The sequence below is a fragment of the Bacteroides muris (ex Afrizal et al. 2022) genome (assembly GCF_004793475.1).
GTDB classification, from domain to species: domain Bacteria; phylum Bacteroidota; class Bacteroidia; order Bacteroidales; family Bacteroidaceae; genus Bacteroides; species Bacteroides muris.
In genome coordinates this window covers 1-23,890 of record NZ_SRYZ01000004.1, presented here as the reverse complement: position 1 = coordinate 23,890, position 23,890 = coordinate 1, and the positions used below count along the sequence as shown (strand labels likewise).

At 46.2% G+C, this 23,890-nt stretch carries 19 protein-coding genes; 9 read left to right on the top strand and 10 right to left on the bottom strand.

The features are described 5' to 3' along the window. Positions 1-171: 171 nt before the first annotated feature. From nadB to E5355_RS03015, 3 genes are read left to right on the top strand one after another with little or no spacing between them, the layout of a single operon-like run. On the top strand, positions 172-1,743 hold the full coding sequence (nadB, locus tag E5355_RS03025; protein WP_136009135.1) for an L-aspartate oxidase: 1,572 nt from the start codon (positions 172-174) through the stop codon (positions 1,741-1,743). A gap of 18 nt (positions 1,744-1,761) precedes the next feature. Further along, entirely contained in the window at positions 1,762-3,510 is a 1,749-nt protein-coding gene (locus E5355_RS03020; protein ID WP_136009134.1) for a transglutaminase domain-containing protein, read from the top strand. A gap of 30 nt (positions 3,511-3,540) precedes the next feature. Continuing rightward, positions 3,541-5,724 (top strand): DUF3857 domain-containing protein, encoded by a 2,184-nt coding sequence (locus E5355_RS03015; RefSeq protein ID WP_136009133.1) that lies wholly within the window; start codon positions 3,541-3,543, stop codon positions 5,722-5,724. On the opposite strand, the gene E5355_RS19320 is transcribed toward E5355_RS03015, so the two are convergent. Both E5355_RS19320 and rbr read right to left on the bottom strand, forming a co-directional pair. Further along, positions 5,721-5,888, bottom strand: a complete 168-nt coding sequence (locus E5355_RS19320) for a hypothetical protein (protein ID WP_168354266.1) — start codon at positions 5,886-5,888, stop codon at positions 5,721-5,723. The genes E5355_RS03015 and E5355_RS19320 overlap by 4 nt on opposite strands. Positions 5,889-6,014: 126 nt before the next feature. Continuing rightward, on the bottom strand, positions 6,015-6,593 hold the full coding sequence (gene rbr, locus E5355_RS03010; RefSeq protein ID WP_136009132.1) for a rubrerythrin: 579 nt from the start codon (positions 6,591-6,593) through the stop codon (positions 6,015-6,017). Between the two features lie 322 nt (positions 6,594-6,915). Here rbr and E5355_RS03005 point away from each other — a divergent pair, with 322 nt between their 5' ends. Then, on the top strand, positions 6,916-8,592 hold the full coding sequence (locus tag E5355_RS03005) for a SulP family inorganic anion transporter (RefSeq protein ID WP_136009131.1): 1,677 nt from the start codon (positions 6,916-6,918) through the stop codon (positions 8,590-8,592). 204 nt (positions 8,593-8,796) lie between these two features. Here E5355_RS03005 and E5355_RS03000 read toward each other — a convergent pair whose 3' ends face one another. Next, complete coding sequence (locus E5355_RS03000) at positions 8,797-9,801, bottom strand: Rpn family recombination-promoting nuclease/putative transposase (RefSeq protein WP_136009130.1); 1,005 nt, start codon at positions 9,799-9,801, stop codon at positions 8,797-8,799. A 147-nt stretch (positions 9,802-9,948) separates the two neighbouring features. Between E5355_RS03000 and E5355_RS02995 the strand changes: the two genes are divergently transcribed. Then, the gene (locus tag E5355_RS02995; protein ID WP_136009129.1) at positions 9,949-10,833 is read left to right on the top strand and encodes a DNA/RNA non-specific endonuclease; all 885 of its coding nucleotides are present in this window, start codon (positions 9,949-9,951) and stop codon (positions 10,831-10,833) included. A 127-nt stretch (positions 10,834-10,960) separates the two neighbouring features. Here the strand turns inward: E5355_RS02995 and E5355_RS02985 are convergent, their stop codons facing one another. Next, positions 10,961-11,734, bottom strand: a complete 774-nt coding sequence (locus E5355_RS02985) for a radical SAM protein (RefSeq protein ID WP_136009128.1) — start codon at positions 11,732-11,734, stop codon at positions 10,961-10,963. A gap of 376 nt (positions 11,735-12,110) precedes the next feature. Between E5355_RS02985 and E5355_RS02980 the strand changes: the two genes are divergently transcribed. Together E5355_RS02980 and E5355_RS02975 are read left to right on the top strand one after the other, a co-directional pair. Next, positions 12,111-12,425 carry a hypothetical protein gene (locus E5355_RS02980; protein WP_246866879.1) on the top strand — a complete coding sequence of 105 codons (315 nt, stop codon included), beginning with the start codon at positions 12,111-12,113 and terminating at the stop codon, positions 12,423-12,425. Beyond that, positions 12,418-12,621: a helix-turn-helix transcriptional regulator gene (locus tag E5355_RS02975; RefSeq protein ID WP_136009127.1), complete on the top strand. Its 204-nt coding sequence runs from the start codon at positions 12,418-12,420 to the stop codon at positions 12,619-12,621. The genes E5355_RS02980 and E5355_RS02975 overlap by 8 nt, the downstream gene beginning before the upstream one ends. Positions 12,622-12,700: 79 nt before the next feature. Here the strand turns inward: E5355_RS02975 and E5355_RS02970 are convergent, their stop codons facing one another. Then, complete coding sequence (locus E5355_RS02970; protein WP_136009126.1) at positions 12,701-14,746, bottom strand: helix-hairpin-helix domain-containing protein; 2,046 nt, start codon at positions 14,744-14,746, stop codon at positions 12,701-12,703. Positions 14,747-14,843: 97 nt separating this feature from the next. Between E5355_RS02970 and E5355_RS02965 the strand changes: the two genes are divergently transcribed. Beyond that, complete coding sequence (locus E5355_RS02965) at positions 14,844-15,476, top strand: DUF4294 domain-containing protein (protein WP_136009125.1); 633 nt, start codon at positions 14,844-14,846, stop codon at positions 15,474-15,476. Between the two features lie 162 nt (positions 15,477-15,638). Here E5355_RS02965 and E5355_RS02960 read toward each other — a convergent pair whose 3' ends face one another. Further along, positions 15,639-16,601 (bottom strand): YitT family protein, encoded by a 963-nt coding sequence (locus tag E5355_RS02960; protein WP_136009124.1) that lies wholly within the window; start codon positions 16,599-16,601, stop codon positions 15,639-15,641. 505 nt (positions 16,602-17,106) lie between these two features. Further along, positions 17,107-17,634 (bottom strand): RNA methyltransferase, encoded by a 528-nt coding sequence (locus E5355_RS02955; RefSeq protein ID WP_136009123.1) that lies wholly within the window; start codon positions 17,632-17,634, stop codon positions 17,107-17,109. Positions 17,635-18,197: 563 nt separating this feature from the next. Between E5355_RS02955 and nadA the strand changes: the two genes are divergently transcribed. After that, complete coding sequence (gene nadA / locus E5355_RS02945; protein WP_246866878.1) at positions 18,198-19,136, top strand: quinolinate synthase NadA; 939 nt, start codon at positions 18,198-18,200, stop codon at positions 19,134-19,136. A gap of 71 nt (positions 19,137-19,207) precedes the next feature. Here nadA and E5355_RS02940 read toward each other — a convergent pair whose 3' ends face one another. From E5355_RS02940 to leuS, 3 genes are all read right to left on the bottom strand, one after another. Then, positions 19,208-19,786, bottom strand: a complete 579-nt coding sequence (locus E5355_RS02940; protein WP_136009121.1) for a non-canonical purine NTP diphosphatase — start codon at positions 19,784-19,786, stop codon at positions 19,208-19,210. Between the two features lie 39 nt (positions 19,787-19,825). Then, positions 19,826-20,728, bottom strand: coding sequence for a YitT family protein (locus tag E5355_RS02935; protein WP_168354264.1), 903 nt, complete (start codon positions 20,726-20,728; stop codon positions 19,826-19,828). A 68-nt stretch (positions 20,729-20,796) separates the two neighbouring features. Then, positions 20,797-23,634, bottom strand: coding sequence for a leucine--tRNA ligase (gene leuS / locus E5355_RS02930; protein ID WP_136009120.1), 2,838 nt, complete (start codon positions 23,632-23,634; stop codon positions 20,797-20,799). Positions 23,635-23,890: the final 256 nt, after the last annotated feature.

Here is a 23,890-nt window from a genome sequence, read left to right as displayed (position 1 = left end):
GTTGTAAGAAGGGCAAAAATAAATATTAAAGTATATGGAATCTCAATATACTCTAATCATTATAATACATCCAGAGAAGATTCTATGCAATTTGCATTGTTTTTATAACTAAGATATGTGTTTTTAAGAAGGTTTACACTATCTTTGTGACCGTTTTAATACACAAAACCTATGGTAAGAAAGTTCGATTTTCTCGTTATCGGCTCCGGACTTGCCGGTATGAGTTTTGCGCTGAAGGTAGCGCATAAAGGAACAGTAGCCCTCATCTGCAAGGCAGGTTTGGAAGAGGCAAACACTTATTTTGCACAAGGAGGTATCGCCTCTGTCACCAATCTGGCCGTAGACAACTTTGAAAAGCATATAGAAGATACTATGATTGCGGGTGACTGGATCAGCGACCGTGAAGCCGTAGAGAAGGTGGTGCGCAATGCCCCCGGACAAATCGAGGAGCTTATCAAATGGGGAGTGAACTTCGACAAGAAGGAGAACGGAGAATTTGACCTGCACAAGGAAGGCGGCCACTCCGAATTCCGTATCCTCCACCATAAGGACAATACGGGCGCAGAAATACAGACAAGCCTCATTGAAGCCGTAAAGCAGCATCCCGACATCACCGTACTGACCGACCACTACGCCGTGGAAATCATCACCCAGCATCATCAGGGAATCATCGTGACCCGCCACACTCCCGGCATCAAGTGCTACGGTGCCTACGTGCTGAACGAAGCGACGGGCGAGGTGGACACCTTCCTTTCCAAAGTCACCATCATGGCAACGGGCGGTTGCGAAGCCGTTTACCGCCACACCACCAATCCGCTGGTGGCCACGGGAGACGGCATTGCCATGGTATACCGTGCCAAGGGAGCAGTGAAGGACATGGAATTCATCCAGTTCCATCCTACAGCCCTTTTCCACCCGGGAGACCGCCCCTCGTTCCTCATCACCGAAGCCATGCGCGGTTATGGCGGCGTGCTGCGCACCAAAGACGGAAAGGAATTCATGCAGAAGTATGACCCGCGACTCTCGCTGGCCCCGCGTGACATCGTGGCACGTGCCATCGACAACGAAATGAAACAGCGCGGTGAAGACCATGTGTATCTGGACGTCACCCACAAAGACCCCGAAGAAACCAAGAAGCACTTCCCGAACATATACAAGAAATGCCTCAGCATCGGCATAGACATTACAAAGGAATATATACCGGTGGCCCCCGCCGCCCATTATCTATGCGGCGGCATCAAGGTCGACCTGGACGGGCAGTCCAGCATCCGCCGTCTGTACGCCATAGGCGAATGCTCGTGCACCGGACTGCATGGCGGCAACCGCCTGGCAAGCAATTCACTGATTGAAGCCGTGGTTTATGCCGACGCGGCAGCCAAACACGCGCTGAGCGTATTGGAACGTTATGACTTTAACGAAGATATCCCCGAATGGAACGACGAAGGCACCATCTCCACCGAAGAGCGCGTCCTCATCACTCAAAGCATGAAGGAAGTGAACCAGATTATGGAGGCATACGTAGGCATTGTCCGAAGCAATACCCGGCTGACACGCGCCTGGAACCGTCTGGACATCCTCTATGAGGAGACGGAAGCCCTTTTCAAGCGGAGCAAAGCCACCCGCGAACTGTGCGAACTGCGCAACATGATAAACGTAGGGTATCTGATAACCAAGCAAGCCATGGAGCGCAAGGAAAGCCGCGGACTGCACTACACGATAGACTATCCGCACGCCGGGAAATAAACATAAATCCTCTCCATCATGAAGAAACAATATTTCTCTTTCATTTTTTTGTATATTTTCTCAAGCTGTCTCTACAGTCAGACGATGGACGACAATATCATCATCAACTGCTGTGAAGACAGCTATGTTTTTAAAGAAGGCCCGGGAAACAACCCCATCGTACAAAACACCCGAAAGACCGAATATGAAGCTTCACGAATGGGAGCTACCGTACAACCTCATATGTTCTATGGCGAATTCATCTCTCTGGACGAAGCCAAAGCTAAGGGAGTACTTGCCCCCAAAGCCATCCACCGCCATGCCACACCGGAAAATGTATTCTTCGACGATACCCGTATCTGCTACTTCAACCTCTCCCTAAGCCGGCAGGGGAAAAAGGCGGCCGTACAGTTTAGCCGTACCTTCCATGACCTGCGCTACTTTACACGCATCTACTTTCCGGAGGAATACTTCATCCGCAAGAAACGTATCACCGTCACCATTCCTGCCGCACTGTCCCGTTTCCGGTTGGTGGAGAAGAACTTCGGTCCCGGCATCCGGTGTGAAAAGAGCGTGAATAAGGAAGGGGATTCCCTTTTTGTCTACACCTTAAAAGGAGTGCCTGCCACCCGAAAGGAAGAAGCTGCTCCCGCAGACAACTGCCTCTATCCCCATCTGCTGGTGACCGGTCCCTTTGCCGATGTACAGGCCATGTACCGCTGGCTGAACGGACTGGCCGAGGTGGACTGCACTCTCCCCCAAGTCGAAATGCTGACGAATGAAATTACTGCCGGATGCACCGATGAACTGGAGAAGATACGCCGCACCTATGCCTACGTACAGCAGAACATACGCTACATCGCCTTTGAAAACGGATTGGCAGGACATCGGCCCGACCGGCCTGCCGAAGTGCTGCGCAAGCGTTACGGCGACTGCAAGGGAATGGCACTCCTGCTGCGCACATTGCTGAAAGCCCAAGGATTCGATGCCCGAATGGCCTATATCGGTACGGACGACATCGCCAGTTCTCCCGACGAAGTGCCGACACTGGCTGCCATCAACCATGCCTTCTGCCTTCTTTTCCATCAAGGGAAAAGATATTGCCTGGATGCCACCTACCGATACCTACCGCCCGAAGACATCCCCCAAGGTATACAAGGCCGAAAAGCACTGGTAGAAAACGGAGACAGCTGCCTGATACTGATTCTTCCCCAGCAGGATGCCTCCGCCTCTACGGACAGTCTCAATTATCACTATCGCTTGATGACGGACAGCAATCCCCCTACCCTGAAAGGCACCGCCACCCGCGTAAGTACGGGCGAATACAAGGAATACCTGCTCAGTCTCTACCATGACACCCCCAAGGAGAAGCAGACAGACCTGCTAAACAATCAGATAAACAATACCGCTGCCGTACAATCGGCCGATGGAGAGTACTGCCTCGAAGCAGACCCGCACGAAGATTTCTTCCACCAGCCCATTGACACCACCCGCCGCAAGCAGGATTACCTACTGCCGCGGAGATGCCGTATTGTACGCGAGGTAACGATTGATATTCCACAAGGATATGCCGTGTCCTATTTGCCTGCAGACTTTCACATTGAAACGAATCAGGGCATCCTCAGTTGCTCCTACCGCGCCGGAACAGGATATATCCACTTCCGAAAAGTGATGGAGATACGCAGAAAACGTATTCCACTTGCTCTTATCCCTGCTTGGAATGATGCCCTGCGACAATGGAAAAAAGCCTGCAACGAACAGATAGTAATCCGGCAAAGCACCCTTTAAACAAATAATTGAACATAAAACGCCATCACCATGAAAACAACACGTTCTTTCCTACTACTGCTGATGTTACTTGCCACTTCGGGACTGAATGCCCAAAAGGAAGAAGACAAATATGCTGCGCTCGTAAGCGAAGTACGCAATGAAGTATGGTCGCTGAACCTGCCCGACTTTAAAAATATGACTGTACCCGAGAAATACAGAAACGAACCTGCCGTTATCCTTGCCGCACACAGCCGTCTGGAGGTAACCCGGAAAACCAAGTTGGACTGGTGGGGAATGGGACTGACCAAACAACAGATAACCTACCGCAGCATCTACCGCCAAATGGTATACATCAACAGCCAAAGTGCGCTGGAAGAGATGTCACAGTTCAGCTTCCTTTCCCAGAAAAAAGAACGCTACACCCACAACGAACAACAGCGGATACTGGGCGTACGCAGCATCAAACCGGACGGAACAGTCAAGGAAATAGACCCGCAAGAGTACATGGAAACCGATGAAAGCGGCTTTCCAAGCAGTCGCAACGTCCAAGAAAAATGGAACAAGCTGGCCGTACCCGGACTGGAAACCGGAGACATCATCGACTTGTTCTTCGTACGATACACCATACTGAACAACCAGAACCCCGAACCTTTCGGCTTTTACTTTATGGACAGCTATCCTCTGCTTGCCTATTCCATCCATTGCGAAATAGACCCGAAGCTGAGCACTTTCTACCGTTGCCTGAACGGAGCAAGGGACTTCGACCACAGTACCGATACCGAAGGAAACCATATTCTCGACTTGCATACCGGAGATTCCGGACGTGTCATTCCCGACTTCTGGTACAACAGTGCCCGGCAAACGCCCATGATTCTGATGTACATCTACAACAGCAAGACACCCTATGCCTGGATGCCACCCAGCGCCCGTAAACCCGGACTATATGCCAACCCCAATCCGAAGCTGATGACAGATGACACACGTGCCTCCATGAAGGCTCCCGGCACCAACTGGTCTGGTCTGCGCAGCGGACGGAAAGGCGAAATATCCAAAGCCCTCAAAGCCCGTCAAGCCGAAGGATGGAGCGATAAGAAACTGATGGACTACCTCTACCAATACTGCTATTACCGGTATATGGAAAACGGTGCAGACTATACTCCCGCCAGTTTCATCCTGCTGATGCACGAACTTCTGGAAAAAGCAGGTATTCCCCACCGGACAGGAATCACGACCAAAGATACCCGGGAGCCTTTGGACCAGCTCATCAACTACAGCAATACCACTTGGTTTATCTATCTGGAGGCCAACGGAAAATACTATACTCCACCGGCCTGCTATGCTGTTCCCGGTGAAGTGCCTGCCAGCCTGCAAGGCGAAGAAGCCATACTGGAAGACAACACATGCCTTACCCTTCCCTCTGCCATTCCCCAAGACAACCGGGATATGGCTACCATAAACGCTTCTATAAGCGGCACCACTCTCCACATCAGTCGCCGGGAAGAGATGAGCGGTGCTCTGAAAGAACACTTCCAACCCTACCTCATTATGGACGAGGACCTTTACAACTCCATTCGTCGCCAACTGGGTATTACAGCCACTATCTACGACGAAACCAAAGAAAAATTCCATGCCGACCTGCGCGAAAGTTACCGCCGTGAACGGGAGCAGGAGAAAGAGCGTTACCGCAATGAAATCATCGGTTATCATGGCTCGGAAGAAGGACTGGAAACACTCCTCGGCTACCAGCTTTTCAGCATCGGAAACCGGGCAGACAGTGCGGCACTTGCCTATCAAGTGGACTATGTACTGGACGGATACGTAAAGAAAGCGGGTACAAACTTTGTTCTCTCCGTAGGTCGGTTGATAGGGTCACAGCCAGAGCTGAAAGGCGAACAACGCCTGCGCAAGGAGGACATTTATTGGGAGATGCCCCGTTGTTACCAATGGGACATCACAGTCAATCTGCCGGAAGGTTATCGAATTTCTCCCGAAGGCCTGGAAAGACTGAACGTAAAAGTAGAAAACGACTGCGGCGCTTTCATTGTCCAAGCCACCACTGAAGACGGAACATTAAGAATAAAAGCCGAAAAACGCATCAACCACAAGACGGAACCGGTAGCCAACTGGGAGAAACTGCTTGAAATAACCGATGCTGCCAACAGTTATGAAGCACTTTCAATAGTGTTCCAAGCAACCATTAATCCCCCTACATCTCCAACAACCGGCTATTAATCCTTCTCTGCCCGCTGCAGCATCGCCATACACAGCTTGCTGTCGTACTGTACAGCCACTGCAAAACGACTGCATACTTTTTGCAGCGTCACTGCATACCGGTTTGCAGCAGCACTGCAACTGATTTGCAGCAGCACTGCAACAGTTTTGCAGTCGCACTGCAATTTGTTTGCAGTGACGCTGCAGCAAATGTGCAGCTACAAGCTATATGACTGTCACAGCAAACAAAAAGCCCCGCAGAGCTTGCTTTCGCTCTGCGGGACTTTGTTCTCTCTATGAGGAAATTATCATCAATAGTTTGACTTCTTTACTTCGAAGTAAGCCTGCGGATGCAAGCAAGCCGGGCAAACCTCGGGGGCTTCCTTACCGGTATAGATGAAACCACAGTTGCGGCACTGCCATACCACTTCGCCTTCCTTGGCAAATACACTGGCAGTCTCTATATTCCGGATAAAAGCCCGGTAGCGTTCCTCGTGTCCCTTCTCGGCAATAGAGATGTTGCGGTACATGGCAGCAATTTCAGGAAAACCTTCCTGTTCTGCAATGTCAGCAAACTTGGGATAGTCCAACGACCATTCTTCGTGCTCACCGGCAGCAGCTTCCTGAAGATTTTCCAGCGTAGTGCCGATAACACCGGCAGGATAGCTGGCTGTAATCTCTACCATGCCACCTTCCAAGAACTTGAACATACGTTTTGCATGCTCCTTTTCCTGGTCGGCTGTCTCCGTAAAGATAGCAGCAATCTGTTCGTAACCTTCTTTTTTAGCCGCACTTGCAAAATAAGTGTAGCGCATTCTTGCTTGTGATTCACCGGCGAATGAAGTCAGCAGATTCTTCTCTGTCTGAGTTCCTTTAACACTCTTAGCCATAGTTTCTTTTTTTTATTAGTTAATGTAATTACGTATAAATATCGTTCGTCTTGTTTATAAATAACACAAAATTATGAATTTAGTTTAAAGCAGCCACACTTTTGCCTCATCAAATCTACCTATCGTCTTATAGAAAGAAGTTATCTCCAGCGATAATCCGAAAAGGCATTACAGACATAATTAACAGCACATATCTGATAAACAAAACAAAATACATCATAGTTGTGTTCACTAATATCCATTATTTTATCTACTTTTGCAGGCAATTTGCAACATGTACATTACATTCTGTATAAGAAACATATAAAAAAAGTAGATTATAATGAAAGCGTTCGAATTCAGACCAAAGCTATACACGGCTTTAAAAAATTACTCAAAAGAACTATTCATGGCAGACTTGATGGCAGGTATCATCGTAGGTATCGTTGCCCTTCCGCTGGCCATTGCATTCGGCATCGCCTCCGGCGTATCACCGGAGAAAGGTATCATTACGGCTATCATAGCCGGTTTCATCATCTCCCTGATGGGAGGAAGCAAGGTGCAAATTGGAGGACCGACCGGTGCGTTCATCGTCATCATTTATGGCATCATCCAGCAATATGGTGAATCGGGGCTGATTGTCGCCACACTGATGGCAGGCGTACTGCTTATCCTGCTGGGAGTGTTCAAGCTGGGAGCCGTCATCAAGTTCATCCCTTATCCCATCATCGTAGGTTTCACAAGCGGTATTGCCGTCACCATCTTCACCACGCAGATTGCCGATATCTTCGGACTGACGTTCGGAGGCGAGAAGGTTCCGGGAGACTTTGTAGGAAAATGGATAATTTATTTCCAACACTTCGATACAATCAACTGGTGGAATACACTTGTAAGTATCATAAGTATCTTTATCATCGCCATTACTCCCCGGTTCTCGAAAAAGATTCCGGGTTCGCTCATTGCCATCATCGTGGTGACAGTAGCCGTCTGGCTGATGAAGACGTATGGAGGCATCGACTGCATCGATACCATCGGCGACCGTTTCAGCATCCGTGCCGAACTGCCTGAAGCCGTGATGCCTGCCCTGGACTGGGAAGCGATAAAGAATCTGTTCCCCGTCGCCATCACAATCGCCGTACTGGGTGCCATCGAGTCTCTGCTGTCTGCCACCGTGGCCGACGGTGTAATCAGTGACAAGCACGACTCCAACACAGAATTGATAGCCCAGGGTGTTGCCAACATGGCTACTCCGCTGTTTGGCGGCATACCTGCCACCGGAGCCATTGCACGTACCATGGCAAACATCAACAATGGAGGGAAAACTCCCGTAGCCGGCATGGTGCATGCGGTGGTATTGCTGCTCATCCTGCTGTTCCTCATGCCGCTGGCACAGTATATACCGATGGCCTGCCTGGCGGGTGTACTGGTCATAGTATCCTATAACATGAGTGGCTGGCGCACGTTCAAGGCATTATTGAAGAATCCTAAATCGGATGTCACGGTACTGCTGATTACTTTCTTCCTGACCGTCATCTTCGACCTGACCATTGCCATTGAAGTGGGCTTGGTGATTGCCTGCGTGCTGTTTATGCGCCGTGTCATGGAGACTACCGAAATATCCGTCATCAAGGATGAAATAGACCCTAATTCTGAAACGGACATTGCCAGCCATGAAGAACACCTGATAATCCCAGAAGGTGTGGAAGTGTACGAGATAAACGGTCCCTACTTTTTCGGCATCGCCACCAAGTTCGAAGAAACCATGGCACAGTTGGGCGACCGCCCCAAAGTACGTATCATCCGCATGCGCAAAGTCCCGTTCATCGACTCTACGGGTATTCACAACTTGACCAGCCTTTGCGAGATGTCTCAAAAGGAAAAAATAACCATCGTGCTCTCCGGTGTCAACGAAAAGGTACATAAAGTATTACAGAAATCTAGCTTCTATGAGCTGTTGGGTGAAGAAAATATCTGTCCGAATATAAATGTAGCACTGGAAAGGGCCAAGAAGTTGTTATAAAGGGAACTGTCTCAAAATAAAAAAATCGAAACATCCTAATTTATAAATCATAAGTTAGAGTACGAAAATCCCCCTATTTTAGCCCTTAGTTTATATAAGGACAAAATAGAGGGATTTTTTCTGCTTGCAGTTTCAATCCAGAAGTCTTTCAATTCTCAAATTCTATTTTGAGGCAGCCTCTTCCTCAAGCTTGCACCGATGAAATTATAGATTTCTTATCTCATCTACAGGAAGTCCGGTGGTTCCGGCTATTATTTCTGTTGCCAGCCCCATCTGCTTCATGTTTCGGGCTATCTCTTTTTGTTTTTCTAATTTGCCTTCGGCTAACCCCTGCTGTAATCCCTGCTGTAATCCTTGCTGTAATCCTTGCTCTATGCCTTGCTCTATGCCTTGCTCTATGCCTTGCTCTATGCCTTGCTCTATACCTTGCTCTATACCTTGCTCTATACCTTTTGCTATGCCTAACTCCAACCCTTTCTGCTCAGCCGTTTTTATCACGCTGTACCAGTCACGATAATTCTTCAAACTATCTTCATATTCTATCAACTCCACTTTATTGAAGTTTGCTATCTCAGCAGCGCGGAACAAACGTTCGAACACGCGCTCTTGAAGCGCCTGAGGACGATCCATCAGACGCGAGAGATTACGCAGTACAAACATCCATTTATCAAACATGCTTTCCAGTTCATGTTCCTCCTTATTGAATTTGGGCATTTCCAGATAGATGAACGTCAACTTGTCATAAAACACTTTCTTTGTATGTACATCGGCAAGCTTCACTTCGTGATAAAATTGATCAATACCGGAATCATCGCTGAAGATGAAGTTCAAGATACCTATGGTATAGACTGCTTTCAGGCCATAGTCCCAATCCTGTCCCTTAACGGCTTGCTCACGAATGGGAAACGTGGCATAATAGATGCTACGTTCCTTGAAGAAAGCTTGTTCTCCTTTTTGCATCTCTACCAAGAATTTCTCCCCTCGGTTGTTCTCACAATAGATGTCGAACACTGCCCGCCGATCACGCTCTTGCGTCCCCAGATGTTCGGTATTCAAATAGGTGACATCCGTAATTATCTGTTCGCCAGGCAACAATGCATTCAAGAAACTGATGAGCAACTCTTTGTTCAGCTCCGTGCCAAACAATAGTTTAAAAGCAAAATCAGTATAAGGGTTCACATAACGCTCGCGCAATCCTTCACTTCCCATAATCATTTATTCCTCATTATTGGTTCGACAACAACAAAGGTAACGATTATAATCGTAAAAAGCATTTAAAAACATATCTTTGCACTGAAAAAAGAAAGAGCGGAATATAATTCTGATTCAGACAACTTGACACCTCCTAAAAACAATATGGTAAGAAGAAAGAAAAAGAAACAACCCCTAAAAATAAATTATCTACTGATATTTATAGTCTTGGTATGCTTGGTTTACGAACCTATACGACAAACCGTGTATGAAAAACACAGAGAAGAACAAAGTAGCACACAGCATACGTCCGAAAAACAAGATACAAAAAAAGAGGCCACGCCGTTCCATGCTGCCAATGGAACAAAACTGGAAATACCGGCTAAATTGAAACATGCCACCGAACAGATACTGTATCGGAAAGGATACACAGTATCCTACAACAAGGAGTTGAAAATACCCAACTGGGTAGCCTGGGAACTCACTCCCGAGAAGCTGGTGGAGCGTGAAAGCCGCACAGACAAGTTCCTCCCCGACCCCGACTTGCCAGAAGACGAGGCGGTAACCACCGACGATTACAAGGGAGCCGGCATGGACCGCGGACACATGTGTCCTGCCGGTGACAACCGCTGGCACTGGAAAGCCATGCAAGAGAGCTTCTACATGACAAACATTTGCCCGCAGAATCACAATCTGAACCGTGGCGACTGGAAAGAACTGGAAGAGTCATGCCGCCGTTGGGCACAAGAAGAAGGCAGGATATACATCGTATGCGGTCCTATTCTCTATGACCAACGTCACCGCACCATCGGCAAGAAGCACAAGATTACAGTGCCCGAAGCATTCTTCAAGGTCGTTCTGTGTGCAGACAGCAATCCCCCCAAAGCCATCGGCTTCATTTATAAGAATGCGTCGGGCAATCATCCGTTGGACAGCTACGTCAATACAGTGGACGAAGTAGAACGGATTACAGGTATCGACTTCTTCCCCGCCCTTCCGGATGAAATAGAAGAAAAGGTGGAAACCGAGTATGACTTGAAACTGTGGTAAAGGAGTTATTCCTTTACCCAGACATCTTGTTGAAATGTTCTTCGTAACCAGCATCCACTCTTTGCCTATCACTCAGAAGAAGCTCTCGCTTACATCTTTAATTGCTATTGATTTCATTAGCATATTATTAATAAGAAACACTTACCGGTATACCCGTTTCCCGTATCCGTTCCGCAATGCGATCCAGTTCCTCATGAGTGGCCTTCTGCAAATCATGGTCGGGCGTTTCACGGTCGATGGTATAAATCATCACTTGACGGGGAGCAATCTCCTTGACAGTTTCCAGCCAGGGAAGAACAAATTTATCGGATGTATTATTCATATCCTGTCCTTTATAACTTCCTTTGAGAAACATGGTCTGGATAATGCAGTTCCCTTTGAACGCTTTCATTCCTTCTATAATCTTCCGGATGGAATAATGTCCGGCAGGACGGTCAAGTACACGGACATACTCTTCATCCACCGTATCCAGTTTAAGGATGTTGTTGTCAATCTTGTTTAAAGCCTCAAATACGGCAGGACGATGGATAAAGGTAGAATTGCTCAGTACGCTCACCTTTGCATTCGGAAAATAGTTGTCGCGCAAGGCAAGTGTATCTTCTATGATTTCGGGAAAACAAGGATGTGCCGTCGGTTCTCCATTACCGGCAAAAGTCAGTACATCCGGTGTAGGCCCGTTTTGCTGCATGTCCCGCAGGCGGGCTTCAAGGGCCGAACGGACTTCTTCGCGCGTAGGCAACGGCTGTTTGGGACGATAGTCGGCATTGAAACCACATTCACAATAAATACAGTCGAAGGTGCATACTTTGCCGTCTGCCGGCAATAAATTTATTCCCAAAGATACTCCCAGACGGCGAGAATGAACGGGACCGAATATGGGAGATGGATAAATGACAGTCATACTATTTATGATTTGACGATTTACGGTTTGATTAATGCTTAAACAATCTTACCGCTCCAAAGTTAAGTGAAAACTATGGTATCTGGCAATGTTCGGCTTGCAAAAGTTTACCCATAAAAGAAAATATTCCCTTTATAAAGCATAGATTTTATGCTATAAAAGTAAACTATACATTACATTTTATATGTTTTACTTGTTTATATGTAAAGCATACATTACATTTACAGACATCTAAATGTATAGTATTATGAGAAAGAACTATTTATTTCCAACCACTTTCAGAAAGATAGGTTGGTGTTTATTTGTCCCATTCGCCATCACGTCCTTCATCTGCCTCTTCGACGGCAGCAATGAAGATTGATTGAAGGTAAACGCGTTGTCAGTAATTCCCTGGGGTATTATCAAGAACTCTTTATTCGACGAGTTGAGTATGATAGGGCTTACGGCTTCACTCTTGTTCATAGCTTTCTCAAAAGAAAAGGACGAAGATGAATGCATTGCCAATATTCGTTCAAACTCTCTTATCTGGGCTACCATAACAGCGTATTCCCTACTGATAGTATGCACTATGCTGATTTATGACATGCAATATCTTAATTTTGTATTCATAGACTTGTTTATGATATTGTTTCTGTTCATCATAAAGTACAACATTGAACTTTATAAATTTAGGAGGAGCAACAATGACTAATACAATAAGGGTAGAAAGAGCCATCAAGCATATGACCCAACAGCAATTGGCTGAAGCCATAGGAGTGAGCCGGCAAACCATCAATGCCATAGAATCGGGAAAGTATGTCCCTTCCATCTTGCTGTCATTGAAAATATCAGAGATATTCGGAAAGACTGTAAATGAAATTTCCATGCTGGAAGAAAGTGACAGATAAAGAGAAGGCTCTAAAAAACTGTTTTAATTTTATTTCAGTTTTCTTCTGAGCAACCTGAAAAATAAAATTAAAACAGTTTCTAAAACTTGATACGCAGTTGCATCTGCAAGTCCGCTTTCCTATTTCCCGGTATCTCATCATTGCCCGAACCAATCGTCTGCCTATCCTGATAAACCGTCTGTCCGAACTTGGCAAGAAACATGAAGTTCTTACTCAAATCATATCGCAGATGAGTGGAGTAACGGAATCCTTTGCCATAGAAGGAAGGGGTATAGAAAGTATATAACAATCCACGCTCGGAGGCGTAAACACGCGAATCGTAATCGTCCGTATGAAACCAAGTTCCCTGCACGGAAACCGACAGAGGGAAGGGGAAAGTGTACGAGCAAAGTTGAGTACACTGATAACCTTGCCGTCTATCAAAGCGATACCCTTCCCCATCCTGCTGGCGGAAGTGGTTATAATCTATTGTAGTACGAAAGATATATCTTCCCGCCATATAGGTCAACCGATAACGGAGTTTATGGTGATAGATAGGTTCGATAACTGTACCGCTTGTACCCGTCACGTCTCTTTCTTTCTGTTTGTACCGATAATTAAAATACATCGAAAGGCTCTTTCGAGGAGTATAAGTAACCTGAAACATGGCATCCGCTCCCTTTGAAGACTTGCTGATACGGTATTTCCACCAAGGAAAAGAAAACATATCCAGTGAAGCGAAAAACTTCCAACGGGCGAAAGGTGTGGCCTCTGCTGCCAGATACCATCCGTTCTCATTCTGCGGCATACTGCTTTCGCCAAAGGAACGCCCAAACAAAGTCCAATAATCATATGAATAATACCGATGAACAAGTAGCAGATGATAATCGGAAGAAAGATTATACTTCAGCCGGTTCAGCAACGCATAGCCTTTACTGCCGGTTGCCGCTTCCCCCACCCAGACAAAACGGCCCAGACGATACCTATAATCCATGCCCACGTTATAGAAATCACTTCCATGAAGATTGTACTTTGCATACTTGTTCAACCGAGGCTCGTAAGGACGGTTGAAAAAATAGTAAATCCCCGTTACTCCCACCTTCAGAGAATTCTTTTCATAGGTCATGTTTCCACCTATTACCTGCAAGGCAAAGGCATTCATCTTATCTGCCTCCTTCTGCGTGCGATGCAATCCCGTCTTGTAAATGGAAGTTATCTCGCCATCCTCCACCACACCGTCCATGGAGCGATGCGAATAGAAAGCCGAAATATCCAAGTAAGGCAATACTCCCACCGTTGCCGCCGCTCCCCGGAAATAATTGTACTCATCAGTAGAACTATGCTTACGGATGCCTCCGGTACGATACTCTGCCGTAGACATAGAGAATGTTTTTCCTAAACGGAAATCCGTACTGAGTACCAGTCCCTGCCCGAAGCTCAGACGGTAATTGCCCAATGCCAAAGCCTTCAGCCTTCCCAGATTCTTTATCAGAAAATAGAAAGAATAGTAATCATAGCCTTTTCCGTTGTGCAGGGCAAAGAAAGGTTCTCCGGCATCCTTCTCTCCCGTCATGCCTATCTGAAGATAATCTCCGTAATGAAAACCATAGCGCAAAGAATGGTAAGGGGAAGGTCCCAGGTAATTCTTTTCGTATCCTTTACGGATATAGAACGGCACGTCCAACCGTGCCAATGTTTCGTGTTTCCCGTATTTCAGTATAGATTTTAAAGCAGGATACCCCCTACCCGCTTTCACTGCCCGCACACAGACAAAGGGCAGCAGTAGGTCGATGGTACGTTTATCCATCTCCTCCACCAGCTGCAATTCATAAATGGTCTGCATCTGTCCGTGTATATAGACATAAGCCAGAAGATTCTCTATCTGTATATCCGTAAGAAAAGGAAACTGCTCCAATTGCCGTTTAGTGGCGGCATTGAGGTTGACAGGCTCTTGCAGACGTCGGGACAACTCCTCCAATTCATCTTCCCAACCGTATTCTTCCTCATTCCCGATGGAAAGTTGTTCCAGATTTTCTTCCAAAAGAAGCAAAGGCTGTTCTTTCTGAAGGCTGGATGTATTTTGAGCTTCAAGCATAGGAGTCATTGACAGCATACTTACAAAAACTCCTATCTTGAGTAATTCCATTAATAGTAGGTCATTTTCATGTTTTGGGAAGCGAAGTTACCTTAAATAAGTTAATTGAGCAAGGAAAAATCAACATAATGCAACAACATTACACAGAATGGTGTACTTTTGCAACATGAACGCAAGGCTTAACATAGTAATACTCATCATGTTTCTTTCTCTCGGAAGCCTGAAATGCTTTGCGCAGCAACAACCTCGGCCTGCTGCACAAAAGAGTGTCTATCTTACTCCCATGTGCGTTCACGAAGGAGATACCATCCCTTATGTCAAGCTCCCCACTGTCTACATCTTCAAGCCGCTCAGGTTCAAGAACAAGCGCGACATGAACAAGTACTACAAACTCATCCGTGACGTAAAGAAGGTACTTCCCATTTCCAAGGAGATTAACCGTGCCATCATCGAAACCTACGAATACATGATGACCCTGCCCACCGAAAAAGCCCGCCAGAAACACATGAAAGCAGTAGAGAAAAGCTTGAAGGAGCAGTACACTCCCCGCATGAAGAAGCTGACCTTTGCCCAGGGCAAACTGTTGATAAAACTGGTAGACCGACAGACCCGCTCCACCGGATATGAACTGGTGAAAGCATTCATGGGCCCTTTCAAAGCCGGTTTCTACCAGACTTTCGCCGCACTCTTCGGTGCCAGCCTGAAAAAGCAATACGACCCCATGGGAGAGGATGCACTGACCGAACGGGTGATACTGATGGTGGAAAGCGGGCAGCTTTGATAATCTCTGATAACCCAAGCTGTGGCTCTTAAAAAAGAGCTCATCTGAATCTCATACATGTTGACAACATTGTTACAAATGTAAAGAAACAAAATATAACACGCTGATTTACAAAGAAAACAATTGTTGATAACAGAATGAACCAATTGTTGATTACTCCGCTTATTCGGGTTGCACCTCCCCTACCATCGGAAGTTCTTTCCATCCTTCGCCAAAGGCATCGTACGCATCGGTAACCACCACAAAAGACTTAGGATCCACTTCCCTTATCTTCTGCTTGATGCCTATCACTTCCTTGTAGCTTACCACAAGAAACAACATTTGCTTGTCCGCCTTGGTATAAAGACCGCTGCTCTTAATGCAAGTGGCCGTACGGTCCAAATCCTTCAGAATATAATCGTGCAAGGCAGTAAGCTGCATGTCACTGATCACAAACAGTATCTTGTCGTTCTTCTCGCCGTTTATCACGTATGCCAATACCCTCGAAGTAACAAAAATGGCAATGAGCGAATAAAAAGACAAGTGCCACGAGGGTTGCGTGGCGTCATCCGGATTGCCGATGCCGAAACCGATAACCAGCAGCCCGAAACCCACCACAATGCCATCTACCAGCAATATCGCCTTCGAAAAACGTATATGACAGTATTTCTGCAATATCATCGCCACGATGTCCGTGCCCCCTGTAGTAGCCTGGCTACGCACTACGATGCCACAGCCCACCCCAATGACCACCGCACCAATCACGGAAGTCAACATCAAATGGTCTGACATATCCAGACTTCCGCCCAACAACTGCGTAGGGTCCAACCGGTGGAGCGCTTCCTCGGAAGGATAGGAGAGGAAAGACAGCACATTCATGGCAAGCGGAGTGAAAAGTGCCGCCACGATGGTACGTGCTCCAAGTTTCGCTCCCAATACCAATACGGAAATTATCAGCAAAGGAATATCAAACATATAACCGAACGTACCTACCTGAATGGAAGGAAACAAGTTATGAAGCACGATACTGGCTCCATACACCCCTCCGGGAACAAGATTGTAAGGATTGATAAAATACACGAAACCTGCCGCCAGAATAGTACAACCTACAAAGATGCCTATCCATGAAGATATTATCTTTTTCATACTGGTATGATTTTTATATATATACGGCAAATATACAAAATTATAGGAAAACATCAGGTATATGCCGTAAGATAAATTACAGAACAGACGTGGCTCTTTCGTTCATCTAAGGGAGTTAAAGGGAGTAGAAGAAGTTATCGCCCTTCGGACTCAAGAGTTAAAGGTCGATAGCTTAACATCTGCTTCCTTGCCGGAAGCGTTATGAACAGGGTTCAACTACTGATTCGCATAAATAATAAAAAGACAGTAACCCTTCTTCCGGATTATTTTGCAATCTGTTGAAAATATTGTTGGTAACAGGAAAACACATCACAACAAACAACTGATTATCAATAAATAAATACTGTTAATAACCAAATAAACCGTTGTTCATTCTCTTTCCCGTTTCCACCTAATTATTCCATCCATGGATGGAATAAACACGATATATTGACAGCTTATCAACAAGCTTGTTAATACTGCTGATTATGGCATTCCGTTATATCATACATAAAGAAAACAGGGCTTATCTCAGTTTCTTGAATAAGTCCCAGATGACAATACCTGCCGTGACCGATACATTCAGCGAATGCTTCGTACCGTACTGGGGAATTTCAATGCAACCGTGCGAATGGTCAATCACCTCTTGTTGGACGCCCTTCACTTCGTTTCCCATTACCACGGCATACTTTTCAGTCTTGTCAAGCACCAGTTCGTCCAGCATCACGCTGCCTTCTGCCTGCTCCACGGAATAGACCGTATATCCTTCGGACTTAAGGTTGTCAACAGCTTCAACAGTGTTATCAACATACTTCCAATCTACTGTGAATTCCGCTCCCAAGGCAGTTTTGTGCATCTCCGGATGGGGCGGGGTAGCCGTAATGCCACAAAGATAGATGCACTCAATGCGGAAAGCATCCGAGGTACGGAAGACGGAACCTATATTATGGAGACTGCGGATATTATCCAATACCACCACCAAAGGTAGCTTTTCGGCTTCCTTAAATTCTTCTATGCTGATACGATTCAGTTCCATTATCTTCAGTTTACGCATGACGATGTTATTTTATATCTTATTATACAATGCTTTATATATCATCTGACAGATACTGGACTTTGTCACGTCAGGCACCAGCGTCTGTCAAACAAAACAATATCCTTTGTTTCTATTGATACTGCAAAGATACTTCTTTCCGTTTATATCCCGGTTAATAACCGTTGAAAAGGTGTCGATACAATAGGGAAACAATTTTAAAAATAGTCCTTGCATTATTCAAAGGTCTGCATATCACGATACCGCAACGAACAAACCAAAAAAGTTAAGAAGAACTTTCAAGGGTTGCTTCAACATATTTTTCAGTCCGATTTCATCGATTTATAACCCTAAAGTTATTAACTTTGCATATTATTAACAACATGTTAATGCTGTTTTACAGAAGTCTTATTATCAACGGATAAAACTCAAAACTCCGGTTTATAAGCATAAGGGTAAAATTCGGCTTGATACTAATAACTTCATGGGCAAGAAAAATCACATTTATTTGTCCACACTATTAACAGCCTATCATCACTATCAAAAGATTTTTAAAGAAGAAAGAGAAATTAAAAAATATGATTATGGATAATCTTATAGAAGCTATCAGACTGTTGAAGCAGAAGAAGAACGCAGTTATTCTGGGACACTACTACCAGAAAGGTGAGATACAGGATATAGCCGATTACGTGGGCGACAGCTTGGCTCTGGCACAATGGGCGGCACGGACGGAAGCGGACATTATCGTGATGTGCGGTGTGCACTTCATGGGAGAAACGGCAAAGGTGCTTTGTCCCGACAAGAAGGTACTGGTGCCCGACATGGCGGCAGGCTGTTCGTTGGCAGACAGTTGTCCGGCAGACAAATTCAGTCAGTTTGTCAAAGAGCATCCCGGATATACGGTGATATCCTATGTGAATACAACGGCTGCCGTAAAGGCGGTGACTGATGTGGTGGTAACTTCTACCAATGCAAAGCAAATCGTGGAAAGCTTCCCCAAAGATGAGAAAATAATCTTTGGACCGGACCGGAACTTGGGCAATTATATCAACTCCGTTACCGGAAGAAATATGTTATTATGGAATGGCGCATGCCATGTACACGAGGAATTCTCGGTTGAAAAGATTGTTGAAATAAAACAGCAACATCCCGATGCGGTGGTACTGGCACATCCCGAATGCAAGAGTACGGTCTTGAAACTGGCTGATGTGGTAGGGTCTACGGCAGCTTTGTTGAAGTATGCAGTGACGCATCCCGAAAAGAGCTATATCGTGGCCACCGAAAGCGGTATCCTGCACGAGATGCGGAAACAATGCCCGCAGACAACGTTTATTCCGGCTCCTCCCAACGACAGCACTTGCGCCTGCAATGAATGCGGCTACATGCGACTGAATACATTGGAAAAGCTTTATGATTGCTTGAAAAACGAATCACCGGAAATAAAGGTGGATGCCGAGATTGCAGAAAAAGCAGTGAAACCGATCAAGAGGATGTTGGAAATATCGGCTCAACTGGGGTTGTAATCCTCCGTCATCTTATAACACCGGTACTCCCCCCGATTCTCCTTCTGGGAGGAGGGGGGAGTACTTTGGCTTTATTTCATCAGGAACCTGCAAAGTTTAGCGGTGGCCAATGCCCGGTGACTGATTTTATTCTTCAGTTCATTCCCCATTTCGGCAAAAGTCTGCGTATATCCTTCGGGAATGAATATGGGATCGTAGCCGAAGCCTGAAGTGCCTTTTTTGTTTTCTGCGATTTCTCCTTTCACAATGCCCTCAAACAGATGTTCCTTTCCGTCGATGATAAGTGCAAATACGGTACGGAATTGTGCTTTCCGGTTATTGATGCCCTCCATGTCTTTCAGCAATTTCTTCATGTTTGCTTCCGAATCGTGTGCATCGCCAGCATAACGGGCGGAATATACACCCGGTGCCCCGCCAAGAGCCTCCACTTCCAAGCCGGTATCATCGGCAAAACAGTCCAGATGATAGTTATCGAAAATATATCTTGCTTTTAGCAAAGCATTTCCTTCAAGAGTGTCTGCAGTTTCCGGAATATCAGTATCACATTTGATATCCTTCATGCTGAGAAGTTCGACCTTCTCTCCCAGGATGTCGGTCACTTCTTCCAGTTTGTGTGAATTGTTGGTGGCAAATACAAATTTCTTTCTCATATCATGTTCTCCTCATACCTGTGTGACCTATACAAGTCTCTATTTCACTTTCAACCGGTCGAACCCTTCTCCGTATACCCCGATGACGGAGCTTTGTGAGATGAAAGCGTTCGGGTCTATGTCTTTCACCAGCCTGAATATTTCTATCGATTGGCGTTTGTAGGCAAGGACAACGAGTACCTTCACGTTGTGCTTACTGTACCAGCCGGTACCGTCGAGCACTGTTACACCACGATGGGTTTCCTTGGTGATGCGGTCGGCAATCTTGTCGTATTCTTTGGAGAAGATGAAGAATTGCACGGACTGTCGTGCGCTGTTTATGATGTAGTCCAGTACAAAACCTATGATAAACAGGGTTACAAAACCGAATATCACCCGTCGCCAGTCGTGGAAGATGAAATAGCAGGAACTGATGATGACAACGTCGCAAGCCATAATCATGCGTCCCAGCGTCACGTCCTTGTATTTGTTGATAATGGCGGCAATGATGTCCGTGCCTCCCGTACTTCCGTTGTTGTTGAATACTACTCCCAATCCTGTACCGCACATGGCCGCACCTATCAGGCAAGCCATGAAGTCCTGCCCTTCGCCCAGAAGCTGGGGGAGTGTTCCGTCGGCCCCTTTCATCAGTTCCTGAAAAATCCAAAGGAGAAATGTCAGTCCGAAGATGGCAAACGTGGTGCGGATGCTGAATCGGGGACCGAGTATCTTGATGGCAAATGTCATTAACACGGCATTAATGATGAAGTAGGACCACTGGATGGGAAATCCCGTGGCGTAGTACAGGATGGCGCTGATACCGGTAGTGCCTCCGGTGGTAATTTGGTAGGGAAGCAGAAACGCCACCCATCCCAAGGCATAGCTGATGAGTCCGAAAGTAATGAAGACATAATCCTTCACTTCTCTCATCACTTCCGCTTTGGTTGGCTTTGTAATCTTCATATTGATTAAAGTTACAGGTACGGATGATGAGTGATGAGTCATAGGTTCACTCATCATCCATTATTCATTTATTTTACAACGATGTTTACAATCTTCTTCGGCACTACGATTACCTTGACGATGGTCTTGCCTTCCATCCATTTTTCAGAGCGTTCGTCGGCCAATACGGCAGTCTGTATCGCATCCGATGCCGCATCTGCGGGGAACTCCATGTTGAACCGTGCCTTTCCGTTGAAGGAAACTGTGTAGTTGACCGTATTTTCCACCAAGTATTCTTCGTTGTATACCGGCCACTTGGCATCGCATACGGATTCTGCATTGCCTAGTGTCTCCCACAACTCTTCGCATACATGCGGAGCAAAGGGAGCCAGAACGATGATGAACTGGTTCAGGATTTCCTTCTTGCTGCATTTCATTCCGAACAACTCGTTCACGCAAATCATGAAAGCACTGATACTTGTGTTGTAAGAGAATTGCTCGATGTCTCCCGTCACTTTCTTGATTAGTTTATGGAGGGATTTCAATTCTTCCTTGGTGGCAGGTTCATCCGTTACCAGATAATTGCCGTTGCGGTCGTAGAACAATGACCAGAACTTCTTGATGAAGCGGTGTACACCGTCTATTCCGTTCGTATCCCACGGCTTTGATTGTTCTACCGGTCCCAGGAACATTTCGTACATACGGAGAGTGTCGGCACCGTATTTTTCGACAATCATGTCGGGATTGACCACATTGAACATGGATTTACTCATCTTCTCCACAGCCCATCCGCAGATGTACTTGCCGTCTTCCAGAATAAACTCGGCGGTTTCGTATTCGGGACGCCATGCTTTGAAAGCTTCAAGGTTCAGGACATCATTGGACACGATATTCACATCCACATGGAGTGGGGTAGTGTCGTACTGGTCTTTCAGGTTCAGGGATACGAATGTATTGGTATCTTTGATGCGATAGACAAAATTGCTCCGTCCTTGAATCATACCTTGGTTCACCAGCTTTTGGAACGGTTCTTCGGCTATGGAAAAGCCAAGGTCGTGCAGGAATTTATTCCAGAAGCGGGAGTATATCAAGTGGCCGGTGGCATGTTCGGTGCCGCCTACGTAAAGGTCTACATTGTGCCAGTATTCATCTGTTTTCTTATCTACAATTGCCTGGTTGTTGTGCGGGTCCATGTAACGCAGATAATAGGCGCTTGAACCGGCAAATCCGGGCATAGTATTGAGTTCCAGCGGGAAGACGGTGATGTTGTCTATCTTTTCGTTTTCTACAACACATTTGTTCACAGTATCCCAAGCCCATTTTGTGGCATGTCCCAATGGAGGTTCACCGGTTTCGGTAGGCAGGAATTTGGCTACTTCGGGCAATTCCAGGGGGAGGGCACTTTCGTCAATCATGTAAGGCATGTTGTCTTTGTAGTAAACCGGGAACGGCTCGCCCCAATAGCGCTGGCGTGAGAAAATGGCATCACGCAGACGGAAGTTCACCTTTACACGTCCCAAGTTATGCTCTTTCACATATTTCTTGGTAGCGGCAATCGCTTCCTTGATGGTCAACCCGTTCAGTGAAAGGTCGCAATAGGAAGTAACGCCTTCGCGTGGAGAGTTGCATACGATACCTTCCTTGGCATCGAAGCTCTCTTCGCTTACATCACAGCCTTCTACCAACGGACGGATTTCGAGGCCGAAGTGCTTGGCAAAAGCATAGTCACGGCTGTCGTGTGCAGGCACAGCCATGATGGCTCCTGTACCATATCCGGCAAGTACATAGTCGCTTATCCAAATAGGAACAGCCTCACCAGTGAAGGGATTGAGGGCATAGCTTCCGGAAAACACGCCGGTAACGCTGCGGTCGGCAATACGTTCACGTTCGGTACGCTTCTTGGTGCGTTCCAGATAAGCATTTACTTCGTCTTTCTGTGCATCGGTCGTGAGTTGCGACACCAGTTCGCTTTCGGGAGCCAAAACCATGAAGGTAACGCCAAACATAGTGTCTGCACGGGTGGTGAAGATAGTGAATTCCAAATCGCTGTCTTTCACTTTGAATTGTATTTCGGCACCTTCGCTACGTCCTATCCAGTTTTTCTGTGTTTCCTTCAGGGAATCGGTCCAGTCGATGGTATCGAGTCCGTCCAGCAAGCGTTGTGCATAGGCAGATACACGAAGGCACCATTGGCGCATCTTCTTCTGGACAACGGGGAAACCACCGCGTTCGCTGACGCCGTCCACCACTTCGTCGTTGGCAAGTACGGTTCCCAGCTGTGGGCACCAGTTCACCATCGTTTCACCTAAGTAGGCGATGCGGTAGTTCATCAGGATTTCCTGCTGTTCTTTTTCGCTTTTGGCATTCCACTCTTCGGCAGTGAAGTGCAGTTCTTCGCTGCATGCGGCGTTCAATCCTTCGTTTCCGTATATTGGGAAAGCATCTATCAGTTCCTGGATGGGACGGGCTTGCTTCTGGTCGTTGCAGTAGTAGCTATTGAACATCTTTTGGAAAGCCCATTGTGTCCAGTGGTAATATTCCGGGTCGCAAGTACGGATTTCCCGGTTCCAGTCGAAGGAAAATCCTATCTTATCCAACTGTTCACGGTATCGGTTGATATTGTTGACGGTCGTAATTGCAGGGTGCTGTCCCGTTTGTATGGCATATTGTTCTGCTGGAAGGCCGTAAGCATCATATCCCATGGGATTCAGTACATTGAAACCTTGCAGTCGTTTGTAGCGGGCGTAAATATCTGAAGCGATGTATCCTAGCGGATGACCTACATGCAATCCTGCACCGGAAGGGTAGGGGAACATGTTCAGTACATAGAATTTTTTCTTCGTTTCGTCTTCCGTCACTTGGTAGGTTTTGTTTTCCACCCACCTTTTCTGCCATTTCTTTTCAATTTCCCTGAAATTGTATTCCATAGTGGTACTAATTAATATTTTGTTGAAAACATTGTTTATTCAATGGTTAAAACCGGTTAGTATCCGGTTGATATCGGTGCAAAGTTACGGGTTTATTTTCAGATTTGTAGCGAAGTAACATAAAAAACAATGGCAAAGGCTTGATAATTCACTTTTTATTGCCTAGATTTGTGATGTGCTTTTAAAACTAATTTTTTATTTATTTAAGTTTCGCAAGTCAGCATGAAAGTTTATAAGAGGGTATAAAAGAAGGCAT